We start from the raw sequence: 15729 nt of genomic DNA on the forward strand, positions 1-15729 counted from the left end.
AAAACAGGGTAATCAATGGAAAATTTGCAACTGGTATTGTTCGTGTTAGGCGCGGTAGCCATTATCGCGGTACTTGTGCATGGTTTTTGGTCCATTAGGCGGCAGCAACCTAAATCATTAAAAGAATCGCCCATGACAGGGCTATATACAGACAAAACACGTGACAGTGACGGTTTCGATGCCGACGGCGTTGGCCCTGTGAGAGTGATTAAAAATAGCGGCGAAGAGCGCAGCATTCCTAAGGCGACCTCGAGTAGTCGTGCCACGCCAGCCGGCGCGCGCGCACAAGCGCAAGAGCAAGAGAGTGAGCCTGCGCCAGCAGAGGTCTCGCCCAGTTTCTCCTTGTCAGACGAGCCTAAGCAGAAGGCGCCGCGCTCGCGTCAAGAGCCCGTATTGTCGGCTAGCCCTGATGAAGAAGTTAGCGATGCCCATCTCGAGCAGATGGAGTTGGGTCTCGGTCAGGGGCCGGCACAGCCTTCGCTATTTGAAGACCCTGTAACCGAACGCAAGCAGGAGCCAGTGCGCCCCGCACCTCAGGTGGACGCGGCACAGCCAGCCCAAGCTACCCAAGCACAGCCTGTTGAACCGCAGCAAGTTGAGGCTAAGCCAGAGTCACAAGTGGCCGAAGAGGCGCCTCTGGGCGAGCCACAAGATGTACTTGTGCTGCATGTGGTGGCCAAAGAGGGTGAGGCCCTCAATGGTGCCGAGCTGCTGCCAAGCCTGCTGACCCTCAACTTCAAGTTTGGTGACATGGATATTTTCCATCGTCATGAGGACAATGCAGGTACAGGCAAGGTACTGTTCTCACTGGCTAATATGGTTAAACCTGGGGTATTCAACCCAGATGAGATGGAGCAGTTTACCACCCTGGGCATAGTGCTGTTTATGACGCTGCCTTGTTATGGCGATCCTCTGATGAACTTCTCCATCATGCTGAATTCGGCCCATCAGCTTGCCGATGATCTCGGTGGCGAGGTGCTAGACGGTGGTCGCGGCGCCTGGAGCGAGCAGACTAAACAGTCTTACCTGCAGCGTATTCGCGCGCAGATGTGATACCTAATCGGATATTCAAGATAGAGGCCGCATCAGCGGCCTCTGTTGCTTAAACTGGATAACAAACATGCAAGCCATACAAGACGAGATTAAACAGTTAACCGACCAGCTCAATCAGCACAACTATCGTTACTATGTAGATGATGCGCCCTCTATCCCCGACGTCGAATATGACCGCCTCATGCGTCGCCTGCAGGCCCTGGAGGCCGAGTACCCCGAGCTGGCGCTGGGCGATTCACCAACCCAGAGAGTAGGCGGCGAGGCCCTGAGCAAATTTAATCAGGTGACTCATCTCAAGCCCATGCTGAGCCTGGATAACGTCTTCAGTGAAGAGGAGTTTAATGCCTTCTACAAGCGTGTCGACGACAAGCTAGCAGAGGCGCCGGCATTTTGCTGCGAGCCAAAGCTGGACGGTTTGGCGGTGAGTATCCTTTATCGTGATGGCGTATTTGAGCGCGCAGCCACTCGTGGCGATGGCACTGTCGGTGAAGACATTACCGAGAATGTGCGTACCATCAAGTCTGTGCCCTTGAGACTCAGGGGGAGCGGTTTCCCGCCACTGCTCGAGGTGCGCGGCGAAGTCTTTATGCCTAAGGCGGCTTTCGAGGCGGTTAACGACAAGGCTCGCGCCAAGGGGGAGAAGCTCTTCGTCAACCCACGTAACGCCGCAGCAGGCAGTTTGCGTCAGCTCGACAGTAAGATCACCGCCAGCCGATCATTGGCATTCTATGCCTATGCCCTGGGCGTGGTAGAGCCGGAAACCTGGCCACTGGCAGCCAGTCATTTCGAACAGCTGATGCAGCTCAAAGAATGGGGTTGCCCGGTGAGTAGTGAAGTGAAGGTGTGCGCGGATATCCCGAGTGTGCTGGCCTATTACCAGGATATCCTGACCCGCCGCAGCGAGTTGGCCTATGAGATTGATGGCGTAGTGCTTAAGGTGAACGATATCGCCCAGCAGCAGACTCTTGGCTTTGTGGCTAAGGCGCCTCGCTGGGCCACCGCCTATAAGTTTCCGGCCCAAGAGGAGATCACCCTGCTCGAAGGGGTCGACTTCCAGGTGGGCCGAACCGGCGCCGTAACTCCGGTTGCGCGCCTGCAGCCCGTCTTTGTCGGCGGGGTTACCGTCTCCAATGCCACCTTGCATAACGCCGATGAGATAGCCCGTCTCGGGGTCATGATAGGGGATAGCGTGATCATTCGCCGCGCCGGCGATGTGATCCCCCAAATAGTTGCCGTGGTGGCCGAGAAGCGTCCGAGTGATGCCCAGGCGATCCAGTTCCCTCCGCAATGCCCTGTGTGTGGCAGTGACGTGGAGCGGGTTGAAGGGGAAGCGGTTGCCCGTTGTACCGGCGGCCTCGTTTGTGAGGCCCAGCGTAAGGAGGCAATCAAGCACTTCGCCTCTCGCAAGGCACTAGATATCGATGGTATGGGCGACAAGGTGGTCGAGCAGCTAATTGACAAGGAGCTGGTGGCGAGCCCTGCGGATCTGTTCAAGCTCACCGCCTCGGCGATCACCATGCTGGATCGCATGGGGATGAAGTCGGCCACCAATCTGGTCAATGCCCTGGAAGCGGCCAAGCAAACCACCTTTGCCCGTTTTCTCTATTCGCTTGGGATAAGGGAGGTGGGCGAAGCCACCGCCGCGAACCTGGCTAACTATTTCAAGACCCTTGAGAAACTCAAGCAGGCTGATGCCGAGACCTTTATGAAGGTGGATGATGTCGGGGTGATCGTCGCCCAGCATCTGGTGCACTTCTTCGAGCAATCCCATAACCTGGAGGTGATCGATGGTCTGCTCGAGGCAGGGGTAAATTGGCCCGATATCGAAGAGGTGGCCGAGGAGAGTCTGTCGCTGAAGGGGCAGACCTGGGTACTGACAGGCACCCTGACGCAACTCAATCGCAACGACGCCAAGGCTAAGCTGCAGGCCCTTGGCGCCAAGGTCGCGGGTAGCGTCTCGAAGAACACCGATTGCTTAGTTGCCGGAGAGGCCGCAGGCTCTAAGTTGACCAAGGCTCAAGAGCTGGGGGTCAAGGTGATCGATGAGGCCGAGCTCTTGGCTATTCTCGGCGACTAATATGATCAGATGAGTAAGTTAGATGAAAGAGTTAGATAAGAAATTTAGCCGAGTAAATAAAGGCTAAAGCTGATGAGAGCGCCATCGAGAGATGGCGCTTTTTTTATCACTCATCGCCACCATTTGTTATCAGATGTTGAAATTCTTTGGATCATCACCATATAGAGAGAAACAGGAGAGGGGAACGCCGTTGAATTTTGGACATATTAATTGGTTAGACGATAAGGGACACTTTAAGCCGCCGCTCATGCTGTACCTGATGCTGGCCTTTATCGCCCGGGGATGGTGTGTGTTTATCGCCTCCCTGACTCAGGCCAGCGATCGCGCGGGCTTGGTGGCCCTCATCTATCCACAAAAGTCTGATTTCTTAATGGCCTTGGCGGCCGGTGTCGGCGGCTTAGTCCTTTATGGATTCGTGATCGCCGAGCGTAAACGCTCACCCCTCTGGTTAAGACCCGCCTTTAATCAACTCAAATTCCTGCTGATCGCATTCTTGATGTTAGATGCCGGTCTCTTGTTGCAGCGCCTTATTCATAGTCATTTTCTCTATAGCTGGAGCTTTGGCCTGGACGCGTTGTTTCTTTTCTGGAGTCTGCTCTACATTGCTAAGTCCAAACACCTTAAATATTACCTGCAGGATTGGCGTAATCAGCTAGATTGACGGTTAGCAGGCAAAAAAAAGCGCTGCAAGATGCAGCGCTAAACATACCTTTTTGATTGAAAATTCAGTCTCAAGATACTGGAATGTTACAAAATACCTTATAAATCAATGTGAAAAACAACAAATTCACAAGACCTATATTAAGGACAATTGACAGCAACACTCTTTAAAGAAACATAATCCGGGGTTGCTATGTATCTTCAAAGAACAGGCTCATATTATCATTATTTGGATATTGTATACAGTAATTGGTTTTGGCTTTGCCTGTTTTTTTTGGCTATATCTTATAACCATAAGTTTGGCGTCCGGGATCACTCGAGTGTCAAATTGTGCGTAAGTGGCCAATTTCATGACAGATTGTACAAATTGAGTTGCTATTGACTATAGTTATGTTATTAAAGTTAGGCTGCTTTTCATATTCTTAGGGGATTATCCGGCGCTCGCACTTGGCGACGACCTCCCAATGGATATGGGTAAAATCAATGGAGTTGCTTCGAGTGGCTAGAGCTGAGCCGATACAATTACCCCTGTCAAAGTTACAAACAGGCATTACTGTTAAGTTGCCCTTGTCTTGGAAAAACCATCCTTTCCTGTTTAACCGCATCAAGATAGAAGAAGAGGCGCAGATAGAACTGATCAAGAGCCTGGGTGTGCCTTATGTCCTCTTGGTCTCTGGTGAGGAGTTGATCGAGGAGGAAGCCGACGAGTTAGACGAGCAGACTAATGTCGTCGTGGAGGAGGTGGCTCCCATCGTCGAAGCGAAACGCAACGTGCGTAAGTCGTTGCGTCTGAGTCAGAAGCGTTTTATCGATTGTGTCAACGAGTGCCGTTCCACCTTCAGCAAGATCGCCAGCGACCCGGAAGGTGCCTATCGAGATGCAGCGGCTTTGGTCGAGTCACTCATAGAGCATATGTTTGAGTATGAACAGACGCATCTGGCCTTAGTGACCGCAGGTGAGAGCGATAACAGCGTGACTCAGCACGGTATCTCGGTGGCCGTGTTAGCACTGATGATTGCCAGGGCCATGGAGCTGCCTAAATCGGATATGCGTGATATTGCATTGGGTTGTCTGTTTCATGATATAGGTAAATTAAGGGTGCCTGAGTCGATTAGGCGTAAGAAGACCCCATTGACCGCATCCGAGGCGAATTTTCTCAAGATGCATCCCAACTTTGGCTATGAGATGCTCAACAAGACAGGCCTGTTTAATAAGGCTGTGCTTAGCATCGTCTTGCATCATCATGAATTTATCGATGGTTCGGGCTTTCCCGACGGCCTGACGGAAAAGAAGATCCCCATTCCGACACAGCTGGTGAGCCTGGCCAACGACTATGACGGTCAGCTATGGGCCGAAGAGGGGCGCTCGCCTCAGATAGCCTTGGGTTATCTGTTTAAGAACCATGCCGGTAAACATTCCGAGACGCTGATCTCCGTATTGGTGAAGTTACTGGGGATCTACCCACCGGGTACCCTGGTGCGTCTCAGCGATGGCGATGTCGGTAAGGTGATGGTGACCACTCAGTCGGTGAAACAGCCTCAGGTTTGGGCCTGCCATCCCGATGGCGGTGAACCTGGCCTGCGTTTTCTCAGTCAGGAGGAAGTGTTCGTCGATAGCGTGCTTAAGCTTGAGGAATTAACCGAAGGTGCAATGCGCGTGTTACAGGCCGATAGCGGAATTAGTTTTTATTTTGCTGGCACCCCCTAGTCCCGTTGCGTTATTTTAGAGTCCTGGTTTCAATTTAAAGTATTTTAATTTAGAGCATTCAAGATGATAACTTCTGTTGCCGTCGTCGGCTGCGGCTGGTTTGGTCTGCCTTTAGCCAAGGCGCTGGTGAGCCAAGGATTAAAGGTCACGGGCTCCAAGCGCTCGCCACAGGAGGCCGAGGCCTTATCTGCCGATGGAATTGATGGCTTTGGCCTGGATCTCGAGCAGTTAAGTGATAGTGACCCCCTTTGCAATAAGGACTGTGAAGCGATAACCCGTGGGCTAGCCTGTGATGCCATAGTGATCAACATTCCTCCCGGGCTGCGCCGCGGTGACAACGGCTATCTCGATCGCCTCAAGCGCCTCAAGGCCTTAATGGGGAGCCATAGCTACCAGCGCATCATCTTCATCAGCACTTCTGGTGTCTATCCTGCCGGTGGCGACAGCTCAGGCAGTGGTTGCGTCGAGAGCGATGCCAAGGCCCATAGCCCGGCGAGTGAGACTCTACTGGCGGCCGAGGCACTCTTTTCCAATAAGAACAGCATCGTCGTGCGTTTTGCCGGGCTCATAGGACCCAAACGACATCCGGGCCGTTTCCTGGCGGGAAGAGAGGATGTTCCTGGTGGTAACCTGGCGGTGAATCTGGTGCATCTCGATGACTGCGTAGCTGCCGTGATCTCGCTGTTGAAAGCCGAGGGGCCTTTATCGCCCGTCTATAATCTCTGCGCGCCGCGACATCCCACCAAGGCGGAATTTTATCAAAGGGCGGCCACTCAGTTGGGGCTCACGCCGCCGAGCTTTATTGAGGGCCCTCTGGAGCAGGATAAGCGCGTCGATGGAGGCCTTATCTCCCGGGAGCTAAACTATCGGTACAAGTTTACGGATCCCTTGGCCATGTTGTCGCATTGCTAGGCAATGTTCGTGAAGACTAGCGTTCTAGGCTATGGTTGATGGAGGCCAGAGTTGATGAAAGTCGGTAGTGCTCTCGAATAAATAAAGGCCTAGCCTTATGAGGCAAAAGGATCTTAGTACAAACAGCCCAGGGTAAGCCTGGGAAGAAACATTTTTCAATAATAAGAAGAGTTGTTTATGAAAAGAGTCGTGAATCTATGTCGTTTTATCAGTCTGCTGTTTATTGCCCTGGTCACCTTTCAGGTAAGCGCCCAGGCTAAATATGTGGAAGGGGTCGATTATATGAAGGTGGCGGGGATCCCAGAGGTGAACCAGCCCGTGGTGCGTGAGTTCTTCTCCTACAACTGTCCTCACTGTTATCGTCAGGATGCTTTGATCACCTCGGCCGTGGCCAAGTTAAAGGCCGAGCTGGGTGATAAGTTGGCATTTGAGCGAACTCCTGTGGCGGGCGGTCGTCCAGCCTGGCAGCTGAGCCAGGAGGCCTACTATCTGGCGAAGAAGTTTCATGTCACCGAACAGGCCCATGGTAATCTGTTTAAGCGGATCCATGAGGGAGACGGTGCCTTTAAACGCCAGGAGGAGCTGAGTCAGTTCTTCGTCGAGCAGGGCCTGTCGAAGGCGGAGATAGATAAGGCGCTGGCATCTGTGGATAACAAGTTGGCCATCGCCGATTATGATACCCAGGCGCAATTATCTGGGATCCGTGGAGTGCCATCTTTACTGGTCAACGGTAAATACCTGGTGAGTAACAAACAGCGCAGTCCTGAAGAACTGGCCGACCTGCTTGCCTATTTGTCGACCCTGAAATAAGGTGTTTCTTCCCCTTAGCGGGGAAGTCTCTTTACTCGCTCAAGCCGCCTATTGGCGGCTTTTTTTGTACATTCGATTAACATCTCTGTTCGACCTTAGTCTAGTTTGCAAGCCTATGAAAATCATAGGTTTACGCTGGCGTCAACTTTGATCTCCTTGTTTTGTAAAGAAAATGTTCAAAATCATCTAAAGGTTGACGCTGGCGTTAGACCAAAGTCGCGATTGTCCTAAAGACTGCGCTTGCTAGATTAATTCATGACTTAATAATAATCAGCACAGGGGAGTCGCAATGGCTTTTGAAAATAACGAAAAGGCAGAAGGTTACTGGCGTGAAAATTTACGCCTAGTGCTCGGACTGCTAGCAATTTGGGCTGCAGTGTCATTTGGCTGCGGTATTTTACTGGTCGATGTACTCAATGAGATCCATTTCATGGGCTTTAAGCTGGGCTTCTGGTTTGCTCAGCAGGGGGCCATGTATGTATTCGTTGCACTGATTTTTGTCTATGTGGCGAAAGCCAATGCGCTGGACAAAAAATACAATGTTCATGAAGACTAAGGAGCAATGAGATGGATGTTCAAACGTTAACTTATTTGATAGTGGGCCTGACCTTTGCCCTCTATATTGGCATTGCGATCTGGTCTCGCGCCGGTTCAACCAAAGAGTTCTATGTTGCCGGTGGTGGTGTACACCCTGTGATGAACGGTATGGCCACGGCGGCTGACTGGATGTCGGCGGCGTCTTTCATTTCACTGGCGGGTATCGTTTCTTTCGTCGGTTATGATGGCTCTGTCTACCTGATGGGCTGGACTGGGGGCTATGTATTGTTGGCGCTCTGTATGGCACCTTACCTACGTAAGTTTGGTAAGTTTACCGTGCCCGATTTTATCGGTGATCGTTACTACTCTCAGGCGGCCCGTACCGTGGCGGTTGTCTGTGCCATCTTCATCTGTTTCACCTACATAGCAGGTCAGATGCGTGGTGTGGGCGTGGTGTTCTCTCGCTTCTTGGAAGTGGACGTCGATACTGGTGTTTACATAGGTATGGCCGTGGTCTTCTTCTACGCCGTACTCGGCGGCATGAAGGGCATCACCTACACCCAGGTTGCTCAGTACTGTGTATTGATCTTTGCCTTCATGGTACCGGCTATCTTCATCTCTGTGATGATGACGGGACATATTCTGCCTCAGATAGGCTTTGGCGCCGAGTTGGTGGATGCCGCGGGTAATGGCACGGGGACCTATCTGCTTGAGAAGCTCGACGGCCTGTCGGCGCAGCTTGGTTTCTCTCAGTATACCGAGGGTTCTAAGGGGATGATCGACGTCTTCTTCATCACGGGTGCACTGATGTTCGGTACTGCGGGTCTACCACACGTTATCGTTCGTTTCTTTACCGTGCCTAAGGTGAAAGATGCACGTGTGTCTGCCGGTTGGGCACTGGTATTTATCGCCATCATGTACACCACTATTCCGGCGCTGTCTGCATTCTCTCGCGTAAATATGATCGAGACCATCAATGGCCCTGAGTCAACGGGCGTGGCTTATGAAACGGCGCCAGACTGGATCAAGAACTGGGAGAAGACAGGCCTGATCAAGTGGGATGATAAGAATAGCGATGGCAAGATCTACTATGCCAAGGGCGAAACCAACGAGATGAACATTGACCGCGATATCATGGTACTGGCTACCCCTGAGATCGCAAATCTTCCTGCCTGGGTGATCGCGCTGGTTGCGGCGGGTGGTCTGGCGGCGGCGCTGTCAACTTCTGCGGGTCTGTTGCTGGTGATCTCAACCTCGGTATCACACGATCTGTTGAAGAAGAACTTCATGCCGGATATCTCGGATAAGCAGGAGCTGCTCTATGCCCGTATCGCCGCGGCACTGGGTATCGTCATGGCGGGTTACTTCGGTATCAACCCACCAGGATTCGTAGCAGCCGTGGTGGCAATCGCCTTCGGCCTGGCGGCCTCATCGCTCTTCCCGGCCATTATCATGGGGATCTTCTCTCGCACCATGAATAAAGAGGGGGCCATTGCCGGTATGGTGACGGGTCTGCTGTTCTCGGCAAGCTACATCATCTACTTCAAGTTTGTGAACCCAGGTGATAACAACGCGGCGAACTGGTTGTTTGGTATCTCGCCAGAAGGTATAGGTATGCTGGGGATGATCATCAACTTCGCGGTAGCCTTTATCGTCAGCAAGGTAACGGCTGCGGTACCACAGAATGTGGTTGATATGGTGGAATCAATCCGCTTCCCTAAGGGAGCCGGTGAGGCCCACGACCACTAAGTTGATAAACTTATCGACCTAGGGAGCGCAATGCGCTCCCTTTTTTTATTTCATATCTTATTGATTTACCTTTTGCTTATCTGGCAGTCTCAAGATTGGTGTTTGGGATTTATGTTTGGGGTTCATGTTTGGCGTTTTCGGGGGCGTAGGGGTGAGTAACTATCAATTATCCGTGGGAACCTTTAATAAGCTGGCGCGCCAGTATCAGGATAAATATATGCAGATGCCGCTCTACGAGCCCACCTATGCTCGCCTGAGTGAGTTACTCGGCGAGCGGGACAGGGTGCTAGAGCTTGCCTGCGGCCCGGGTAATATCGCCCGCTATCTCTTGACGCGCCATCCCAAGCTCAAATACTTGGGGACCGACCTGGCGCCGCAGATGGTCAGCCTAGCGCGGGAGAATAATCCGACCGCTCAGTTTGAGGTGATGGACAGCCTGGCCGTCGACAGTTTATCCGAGATGTTTGATGCCATAGTGTGTGGATTTTGCCTGCCTTATCTCAATCGGGAGGAAGCAAAGGCCTTGATCCAGGCGATGGCAACAAGGGTTAATTCTGGTGGTCTGCTTTATCTGAGCACCATGGAGGGCGATTATGAAGCCTCTAAGCTGCAGACCTCCAGCAGCGGCGATCAGGCCTTCATCTATTATCACTGCGGCGAATGGCTCAGCGCTCAGCTGAGCACGGCAGGTTTCGAGCTGCTAAGCTGTCATCGTCTGGACTATCCCGAGCGAGGCGATGTGGATCTCTTCATCATCGCCAGGCGGCGTTAGGGATTAGCTGGCCTTTAGTCGTATAGCAAGAGTTTGTTTGTTAAGTCTATAGTGAATAAAACAGCCGATGCCCAGTGACGTTTTAATGCAATATTTGAGGGCAATATGCCGACCATAGCATAAGAGGGAGATCATGGACGCGAGCGAACTGCAACCTATTACCCAATTTCTTGGCCAGCTGACGCCCTTTGACAGCCTATCTGAGCAGAACCTGGAGCGCTGCTGCCGCGCACTCAGTGTCGGTTATTACAGTCGCTCCTCCGTCTATGTGCCGCTGGATGAGGAGCATCCACAGCTCTATATCGTCCGCAGTGGCGCCTTTGAGGTGCGCGGGGAAGATGGCGACCTGATAGACAGGCTAGGTGATGGCGACTTCTTCGGTTTTCCCTCGCTACTCTCCGGTGAGAAGGTAAGTAACCGCGTACAGATCCTCGAAGATGGTCTGGTGTATCACTTAGATCCCGAGACCTTTAATCGCCTGAGGAGCGAGAGCCGCGAGTTCGATCGCTTCTTTAACCGTGCCTTCGCCAAGCGCCTGCGTCATCAGGGGCGCTTCAAGGCCAAGGAACTGGGCTCCACCAATAGGGTTAGCAGCCTGATGTCCAAGCAGCCCCTGTGCCTGGATATCAATGCCAGTGTCAGCGACGCCGCCCGTCTGATGCGGGATAATCGGGTCTCTTCTGTGCTCATTATCGATAATCAAAAGCTCGCGGGGATCCTCACCGACAGGGATCTGCGCAATCGGGTGTTGGCCGAGTCACTCGATGGTAGCCTGCCTGTACATCAGGCGATGACTGTGACGCCGACCACACTGAGTGCCAATGCCCTGGTGTTCGAGGCCATGCTACTGATGAGCCAGCACAACATTCATCATCTGCCCATCATGGATGAGAACAGGCCTATAGGGGTGATCACCAGTACAGATATCCTGCGTGGCCAGAGCTCCCAGCCCTTGCTGCTGATCGGTGAGATAGAGCGTCAGCAAGATCTCGAGAGCTTAATCAATGTCTCGAAACAGATCCCTCTACTTTTGCAAAATCTCATCAGCGCAGATGCCAGAGCCGAAGAGATAGGCCGGGTGCTGACCTCGGTGACCGATGCCTTGACCCGCCGTCTTATCGTGCTTAATCAGCAGATCCTCGGCCAGGCGCCAATGCCATTTTGCTGGCTGGCGTTTGGCTCTCAGGGCCGCCAGGATCAGGCGGCCTGTTCTGATCAGGATAACGGCCTCTTGCTGGCACATGAGATGGATGAATACGCCCAGGGCTATTTCGAGGCCCTGACTAAGGCGGTCTGCGCCGGACTGGACCGCTGCGGTTATGTCTACTGCCCAGGGGATATCATGGCGCAGAATCCCAAATGGCGAATGACGCTGGAACAGTGGCAACAGAAGTTTGCCAACTGGGTCGAGCACCCCGAGCCCAAGGCCCTGATGCACGCCAGCATCTTCTTCGATATGCGCTGCGTCTATGGGCCTTCGAGCCTGTTCGAGGGCTTGCAGTCTCAGGTGCTGGAATCCACCAAGGATAACGATATCTTCCTCGCTGGCATGGCGGGCAATGCCCTGCAGGTCTCGCCACCCCTGGGTTTCTTCAAGAAGTTTGTCTTAGAGCGTGACGGACAGGAGGTGAAGGGAATCGATCTCAAGCACAAGGGCAGTGCGCTCATCAACGATATTGCCAGGATCTATGCGCTGTCGGCAGGCATTAGCGAGGTGAATACTGCCAAGCGAATTCGCCTCCTGATGGAGCAGAGTATCATCAATCGCAAAGATGCTTTGAACCTCGCCGACGCCCATGAATTTATCGCTCATATGCGACTCTCTAATCAGGGCTATCAATTTACCCACAATCAGCCCCTCACTAATTATCTGATGCCTCAGCAACTCTCCTCGCTGGTGCGCCATCAACTGCGCGATGCCTTTAAGGTGGTACATGATGCGCAGGCGGGCCTAAAGCTTAAATTTACCCGGAGCTTCTAGGTGCTAGCAGGGGTGAAGGTCAGGTCGCAGCTGTGCTGGCGAGCCCTTATGGCAAAAGATGCCGGGCTCAAGGGCTATCAGCATGCGCTGATGCCGGTTATCAATAAGCCATTAGTGGAGGTGGAGCTGCTTGCAATAGATCTCGAGATGACGGGACTCAATGCCAGCTTCGATCAGATCTTGAGTATCGGCGTGGTGCCTATCCGCCAGGGGCAGCTTATTCTCAGTGAGGCGCAGCATAAGCTGGTGCAGATTGAGGGCAGTGTCGGCCAGAGCGCCACTATACACGGCATCTTAGATACCCATCTGGATGCGGCCTTGACCCCTGAACAGGCGATGGCCTGGTTTTTATCCGTGAGTGAGGGCAAGGTGTTGGTAGCCCACCATGCGCCGCTGGATCTCGCCTTCTTACAATCTGGGCTGCAGGCCTGTTTGGGAGAGAAGCCGCGCCTGCTCGCCATAGATACCCTGTTGCTCGAGAAGCAGCGCCTTCTGAGACAACAGGAACATCTGCAAGAGGGCAGCCTGCGCCTTGGTCGTAGCCGCGCCCGTTACGGCCTGCCCGTGTATGCGGCTCATAACGCGCTCATCGACGCGCTGGCCTGCGGCGAGTTGCTGCTGGCGCAGGTGGCGGCCATGGGCGGCGCAACTAAGGTAAAAATCGCCGAGCTGCTGCCTTAATACCTGGTTATACTTGGTTACATTTTGCGCCTTTATCTTTGGCGACTTTCCGCCATTATCTCAATAGAGACAGGAGCTTGGACGGATCCATTTAAATGGTATTGTCCGGCTATGACCTGAGTTATGGCATAAGTAATAAGCAAAGAGGTTAATCATGGCGCTTCCTTTACTCTGGCTCGGTGGGGCCGCCCTGGGGGCCGCCTTTATCGCCGACGCCAAGCAGAAACAACGACAGTTGACCTTAGACAGACGGTTAGGCCGTGCGCCCAAGGCGCCAGAGGGTAAGCGGGTGAGCCCACTCGCCCCCAGTGTGTTGCACCTCGGCGAGGTCAAGGTCACGCCGCCCCCCGGTGCCCTGGTGTGTTGCTTCGTCTTCGGGGTGATTGAACATACAGGTATCTGGCTTGGCGACGATACCTTAGTAGAGCTGCATGGCAGCGGTCTGATCCGGCCTGTGTCATCTAAGCGTTTCTTGGCAGGGCGCACCGGTAGCCGTATCTTCGTCGCCTGTGACCATCAACATAGACCCTTAATTGGTGAATCTGTGCTGGCGCGGGCGCAGCAGGCCATCTATCGGTATCGCGACTATGATCTCTTCGATAACAACTGCCATCGCTTCGTCTGGTATTGTCTTACTGGCGAGGAGCTGAGTATCTCGAGTTTCGATAAGTTTAATCGTCTGCTGGCCAGCCATTTCGCCCAGGCCATCTATTGGGATGAGGCCGATATTGCTAAGGGGTATTAAGACCGAAAAAATTGCCCTATGCCTGATAGAGTTAGCCCTAAATGAGCAACTTGAGAACTTTTCAGATATAAAAATGCCGACATCATGTCGGCATTTTCTGTTTTCAATCTGGCGATTATTCGCCGCAGAAGTAGTCCACGGCGCGCTTAACCAGCTCGATACCCGTCTGATCGCATGGCGGTAGCTCGGCATCCGATTCGCTTATCGGTGTAACGCGCTCGCCCCACTTGAACAGCACCGCCGCCGAGGTCAGGCCGGCACCGAAGGCGCAAGACAAGATGGTTTGATTCGGCTTGATCAGTCCCTTCTCCAGCGCATCGCAGATGGCGATAGGGATAGTGGCCGCAGAGGTGTTGCCGTAGTTGGCGATGTTGACCACAGCCTTCTCTTTCGGGATCTTCATGCGGTTGATCAGGGTATCGATAATGCGCTCGTTCGCCTGATGCGGGATCACTAGATCCACTTCATCTTTGTCGACACCGCATTTTTCCAGCACTGTGTTGCTGAGCTTGCCCATACCCGCGATGGCGCGCTTGAAGATCTCCTGACCATTGAACTCGATGTAGAAATCCAATGATGCGGCGTTGAATCTGTCCATGGCGGTACCAAAGCCCGCCTTGAGAATATCGCGACCGGCTGGGTCGTTGTTGAGCTCATAGCCCAATACGCCGCCAGGCTGATCTGTCGCTTCGACTACTACGGCGCCAGCGCCGTCACCGAAGAGTACCGCGGTCTCGCGGCGAGACCAGTCGAGATAGAAGGAGAGACGCTCGGCGCCGATCACCAACACCTTCTTCGACTGACCGCTCTTGATCTGCGAGCTGGCCAGACCCAGACCGTAGAGGAAACCACTACAGGCGGCATTGATATCGAACGCACCGCAGCTAGCGCCAATGTTGGCCTGTACGGTTGATGCTATGTTTGGAATAAGCGTATCAGGGCTGGCAGTGGCCAGAATGATAAGATCTATCTCTTCGCCCTTAATACCAGCAGCGGCCAGGGCGCGCTGGGCGGCGACGGTGGCCAGCTCTGAGGTGTTAACATGGCTGATGTGTCGCTGACTGATCCCAGTACGCGGCTTAATCCATTCATCTGACGTGTCGATAAAAGTGGCAAGATCATGGTTGGTGAGCGTTGCGGGGGGAACACATTTTCCCCAGCCTGTAATGGTGGCGTACTGCATCTGTATATTCTCTCAAAAAATAAAAAGGCAGAGTACATCAGCTCTGCCTTATCAAACTAATCTAATAAGCCTAGCAATAAGTCAAGCAAGCAACAGTGATTTAGCTCACCTGCTGGGCAACCAACTCACGTATGGCATTGGCTGCATGTAAAATATGGTCTCTCAGAAGCGTCACTGCCTTGTCAATCTCTTGGTTGCGACAGTAGGTAAGCAAGTCTCTATGATCTTGCGCCGCTCGCGGGATCCCGCCTGCCAGCAACAGCTGTAGACGAATGTAGCGATCACAGTTGGTATTTAGACCGTGTACCACTTCCATGGTATGAGGACGGTCGGCCGCCTGATACAGGCAGGAATGGAACTTGGTATTGAGTTCGCTCCAGCTGCTAACAGCGTCTTCCTGTTGGAAAGCGGCCTCCAGTTCATCCAGATAACCCTGGGCCTGAGCCAGCATCTCATCATCGAGATTTGGGATAGCCTTGGCAAGCAGATCGGTTTCGATAAGGGCTCTTAGTTCAAACAGCTCGGTAACCTGGTCGACCGACAATTCGGTGGCGGTAGCGCCCTTATGGGCTTCAAACTTTACGAGTCCTTCGGCTTCGAGTTGCAGCAGGGCTTCTCTGACCGGGATACGACTGACGTTCAGCGCCTCGGCTAAGGCACTCTGGCGTAAAGGTTCGCCGGCGGCAATTTCGCCTGAAAGGATTTTCTCTCTTAAGACTTCCACCACGACCTGGGTGCGCGTTTTATGAACGATTGGAGTTGTTCGGCTCATAGTTCCCGTAATGTCTTTTCGTTATTATATGTGATCCGCATAAGATTACCGCTTATAGCACTATAAATAAAGGGAAACCGTGGTTTCCCT

At 53.0% G+C, this 15729-nt stretch carries 14 protein-coding genes; 12 read left to right on the forward strand and 2 right to left on the reverse strand.

Features of this window, described 5'->3' with window-relative positions; genetic code table 11:
• The first annotated feature begins 15 nt into the window (after positions 1-15).
• From zipA to GNT65_RS10700, 12 genes are all read left to right on the forward strand, one after another.
• Positions 16-1053: a cell division protein ZipA gene (gene zipA / locus GNT65_RS10645; protein WP_160796022.1), complete on the forward strand. Its 1038-nt coding sequence runs from the start codon at positions 16-18 to the stop codon at positions 1051-1053.
• Between the two features lie 67 nt (positions 1054-1120).
• Complete coding sequence (gene ligA / locus GNT65_RS10650) at positions 1121-3130, forward strand: NAD-dependent DNA ligase LigA (protein WP_160796024.1); 2010 nt, start codon at positions 1121-1123, stop codon at positions 3128-3130.
• A 190-nt stretch (positions 3131-3320) separates the two neighbouring features.
• Positions 3321-3791, forward strand: a complete 471-nt coding sequence (locus tag GNT65_RS10655) for a DUF2919 domain-containing protein (protein WP_181006238.1) — start codon at positions 3321-3323, stop codon at positions 3789-3791.
• A 497-nt stretch (positions 3792-4288) separates the two neighbouring features.
• Positions 4289-5497 (forward strand): cyclic di-GMP phosphodiesterase, encoded by a 1209-nt coding sequence (locus tag GNT65_RS10660; RefSeq protein ID WP_420853515.1) that lies wholly within the window; start codon positions 4289-4291, stop codon positions 5495-5497.
• Between the two features lie 63 nt (positions 5498-5560).
• A complete protein-coding gene (locus GNT65_RS10665) occupies positions 5561-6409 on the forward strand; it encodes an SDR family oxidoreductase (protein WP_160796030.1) in 849 nt (282 codons plus the stop codon).
• A 177-nt stretch (positions 6410-6586) separates the two neighbouring features.
• Positions 6587-7219, forward strand: coding sequence for a thiol:disulfide interchange protein DsbA/DsbL (locus GNT65_RS10670; protein ID WP_160796032.1), 633 nt, complete (start codon positions 6587-6589; stop codon positions 7217-7219).
• A gap of 289 nt (positions 7220-7508) precedes the next feature.
• Positions 7509-7775: a DUF4212 domain-containing protein gene (locus GNT65_RS10675; RefSeq protein ID WP_011866169.1), complete on the forward strand. Its 267-nt coding sequence runs from the start codon at positions 7509-7511 to the stop codon at positions 7773-7775.
• Positions 7776-7786: 11 nt separating this feature from the next.
• Positions 7787-9505: a sodium:solute symporter family protein gene (locus GNT65_RS10680; protein ID WP_160796034.1), complete on the forward strand. Its 1719-nt coding sequence runs from the start codon at positions 7787-7789 to the stop codon at positions 9503-9505.
• Positions 9506-9656: 151 nt separating this feature from the next.
• Positions 9657-10277 carry a methyltransferase domain-containing protein gene (locus GNT65_RS10685; protein WP_160796036.1) on the forward strand — a complete coding sequence of 207 codons (621 nt, stop codon included), beginning with the start codon at positions 9657-9659 and terminating at the stop codon, positions 10275-10277.
• A 133-nt stretch (positions 10278-10410) separates the two neighbouring features.
• Complete coding sequence (locus GNT65_RS10690) at positions 10411-12258, forward strand: DUF294 nucleotidyltransferase-like domain-containing protein (protein ID WP_160796038.1); 1848 nt, start codon at positions 10411-10413, stop codon at positions 12256-12258.
• 48 nt (positions 12259-12306) lie between these two features.
• Positions 12307-12939: an exonuclease domain-containing protein gene (locus tag GNT65_RS10695; RefSeq protein WP_160796040.1), complete on the forward strand. Its 633-nt coding sequence runs from the start codon at positions 12307-12309 to the stop codon at positions 12937-12939.
• Between the two features lie 154 nt (positions 12940-13093).
• On the forward strand, positions 13094-13684 hold the full coding sequence (locus GNT65_RS10700; protein WP_160796042.1) for a lecithin retinol acyltransferase family protein: 591 nt from the start codon (positions 13094-13096) through the stop codon (positions 13682-13684).
• Between the two features lie 115 nt (positions 13685-13799).
• Here GNT65_RS10700 and GNT65_RS10705 read toward each other — a convergent pair whose 3' ends face one another.
• Positions 13800-14867 carry a ketoacyl-ACP synthase III gene (locus GNT65_RS10705; RefSeq protein ID WP_160796044.1) on the reverse strand — a complete coding sequence of 356 codons (1068 nt, stop codon included), beginning with the start codon at positions 14865-14867 and terminating at the stop codon, positions 13800-13802.
• Positions 14868-14967: 100 nt separating this feature from the next.
• Complete coding sequence (locus GNT65_RS10710) at positions 14968-15639, reverse strand: GntR family transcriptional regulator (protein ID WP_160796046.1); 672 nt, start codon at positions 15637-15639, stop codon at positions 14968-14970.
• Between the last annotated feature and the right edge of the window lie 90 nt (positions 15640-15729).

Source organism: Shewanella insulae (genome assembly GCF_009831655.1).
GTDB classification, from domain to species: Bacteria; Pseudomonadota; Gammaproteobacteria; order Enterobacterales; family Shewanellaceae; genus Shewanella; species Shewanella insulae.

Coding starts and splice junctions, on each gene's coding strand:
- zipA (WP_160796022.1), top strand. CDS start 16: ATGGAAAATTTGCAACTGGTATTGTTCGTGTTAGGCGCGGTAGCCATT.
- ligA (WP_160796024.1), top strand. CDS start 1,121: ATGCAAGCCATACAAGACGAGATTAAACAGTTAACCGACCAGCTCAAT.
- GNT65_RS10665 (WP_160796030.1), top strand. CDS start 5,561: ATGATAACTTCTGTTGCCGTCGTCGGCTGCGGCTGGTTTGGTCTGCCT.
- GNT65_RS10670 (WP_160796032.1), top strand. CDS start 6,587: ATGAAAAGAGTCGTGAATCTATGTCGTTTTATCAGTCTGCTGTTTATT.
- GNT65_RS10675 (WP_011866169.1), top strand. CDS start 7,509: ATGGCTTTTGAAAATAACGAAAAGGCAGAAGGTTACTGGCGTGAAAAT.
- GNT65_RS10680 (WP_160796034.1), top strand. CDS start 7,787: ATGGATGTTCAAACGTTAACTTATTTGATAGTGGGCCTGACCTTTGCC.
- GNT65_RS10690 (WP_160796038.1), top strand. CDS start 10,411: ATGGACGCGAGCGAACTGCAACCTATTACCCAATTTCTTGGCCAGCTG.
- GNT65_RS10695 (WP_160796040.1), top strand. CDS start 12,307: ATGGCAAAAGATGCCGGGCTCAAGGGCTATCAGCATGCGCTGATGCCG.
- GNT65_RS10700 (WP_160796042.1), top strand. CDS start 13,094: ATGGCGCTTCCTTTACTCTGGCTCGGTGGGGCCGCCCTGGGGGCCGCC.
- GNT65_RS10705 (WP_160796044.1), bottom strand. CDS start 14,867: ATGCAGTACGCCACCATTACAGGCTGGGGAAAATGTGTTCCCCCCGCA.
- GNT65_RS10710 (WP_160796046.1), bottom strand. CDS start 15,639: ATGAGCCGAACAACTCCAATCGTTCATAAAACGCGCACCCAGGTCGTG.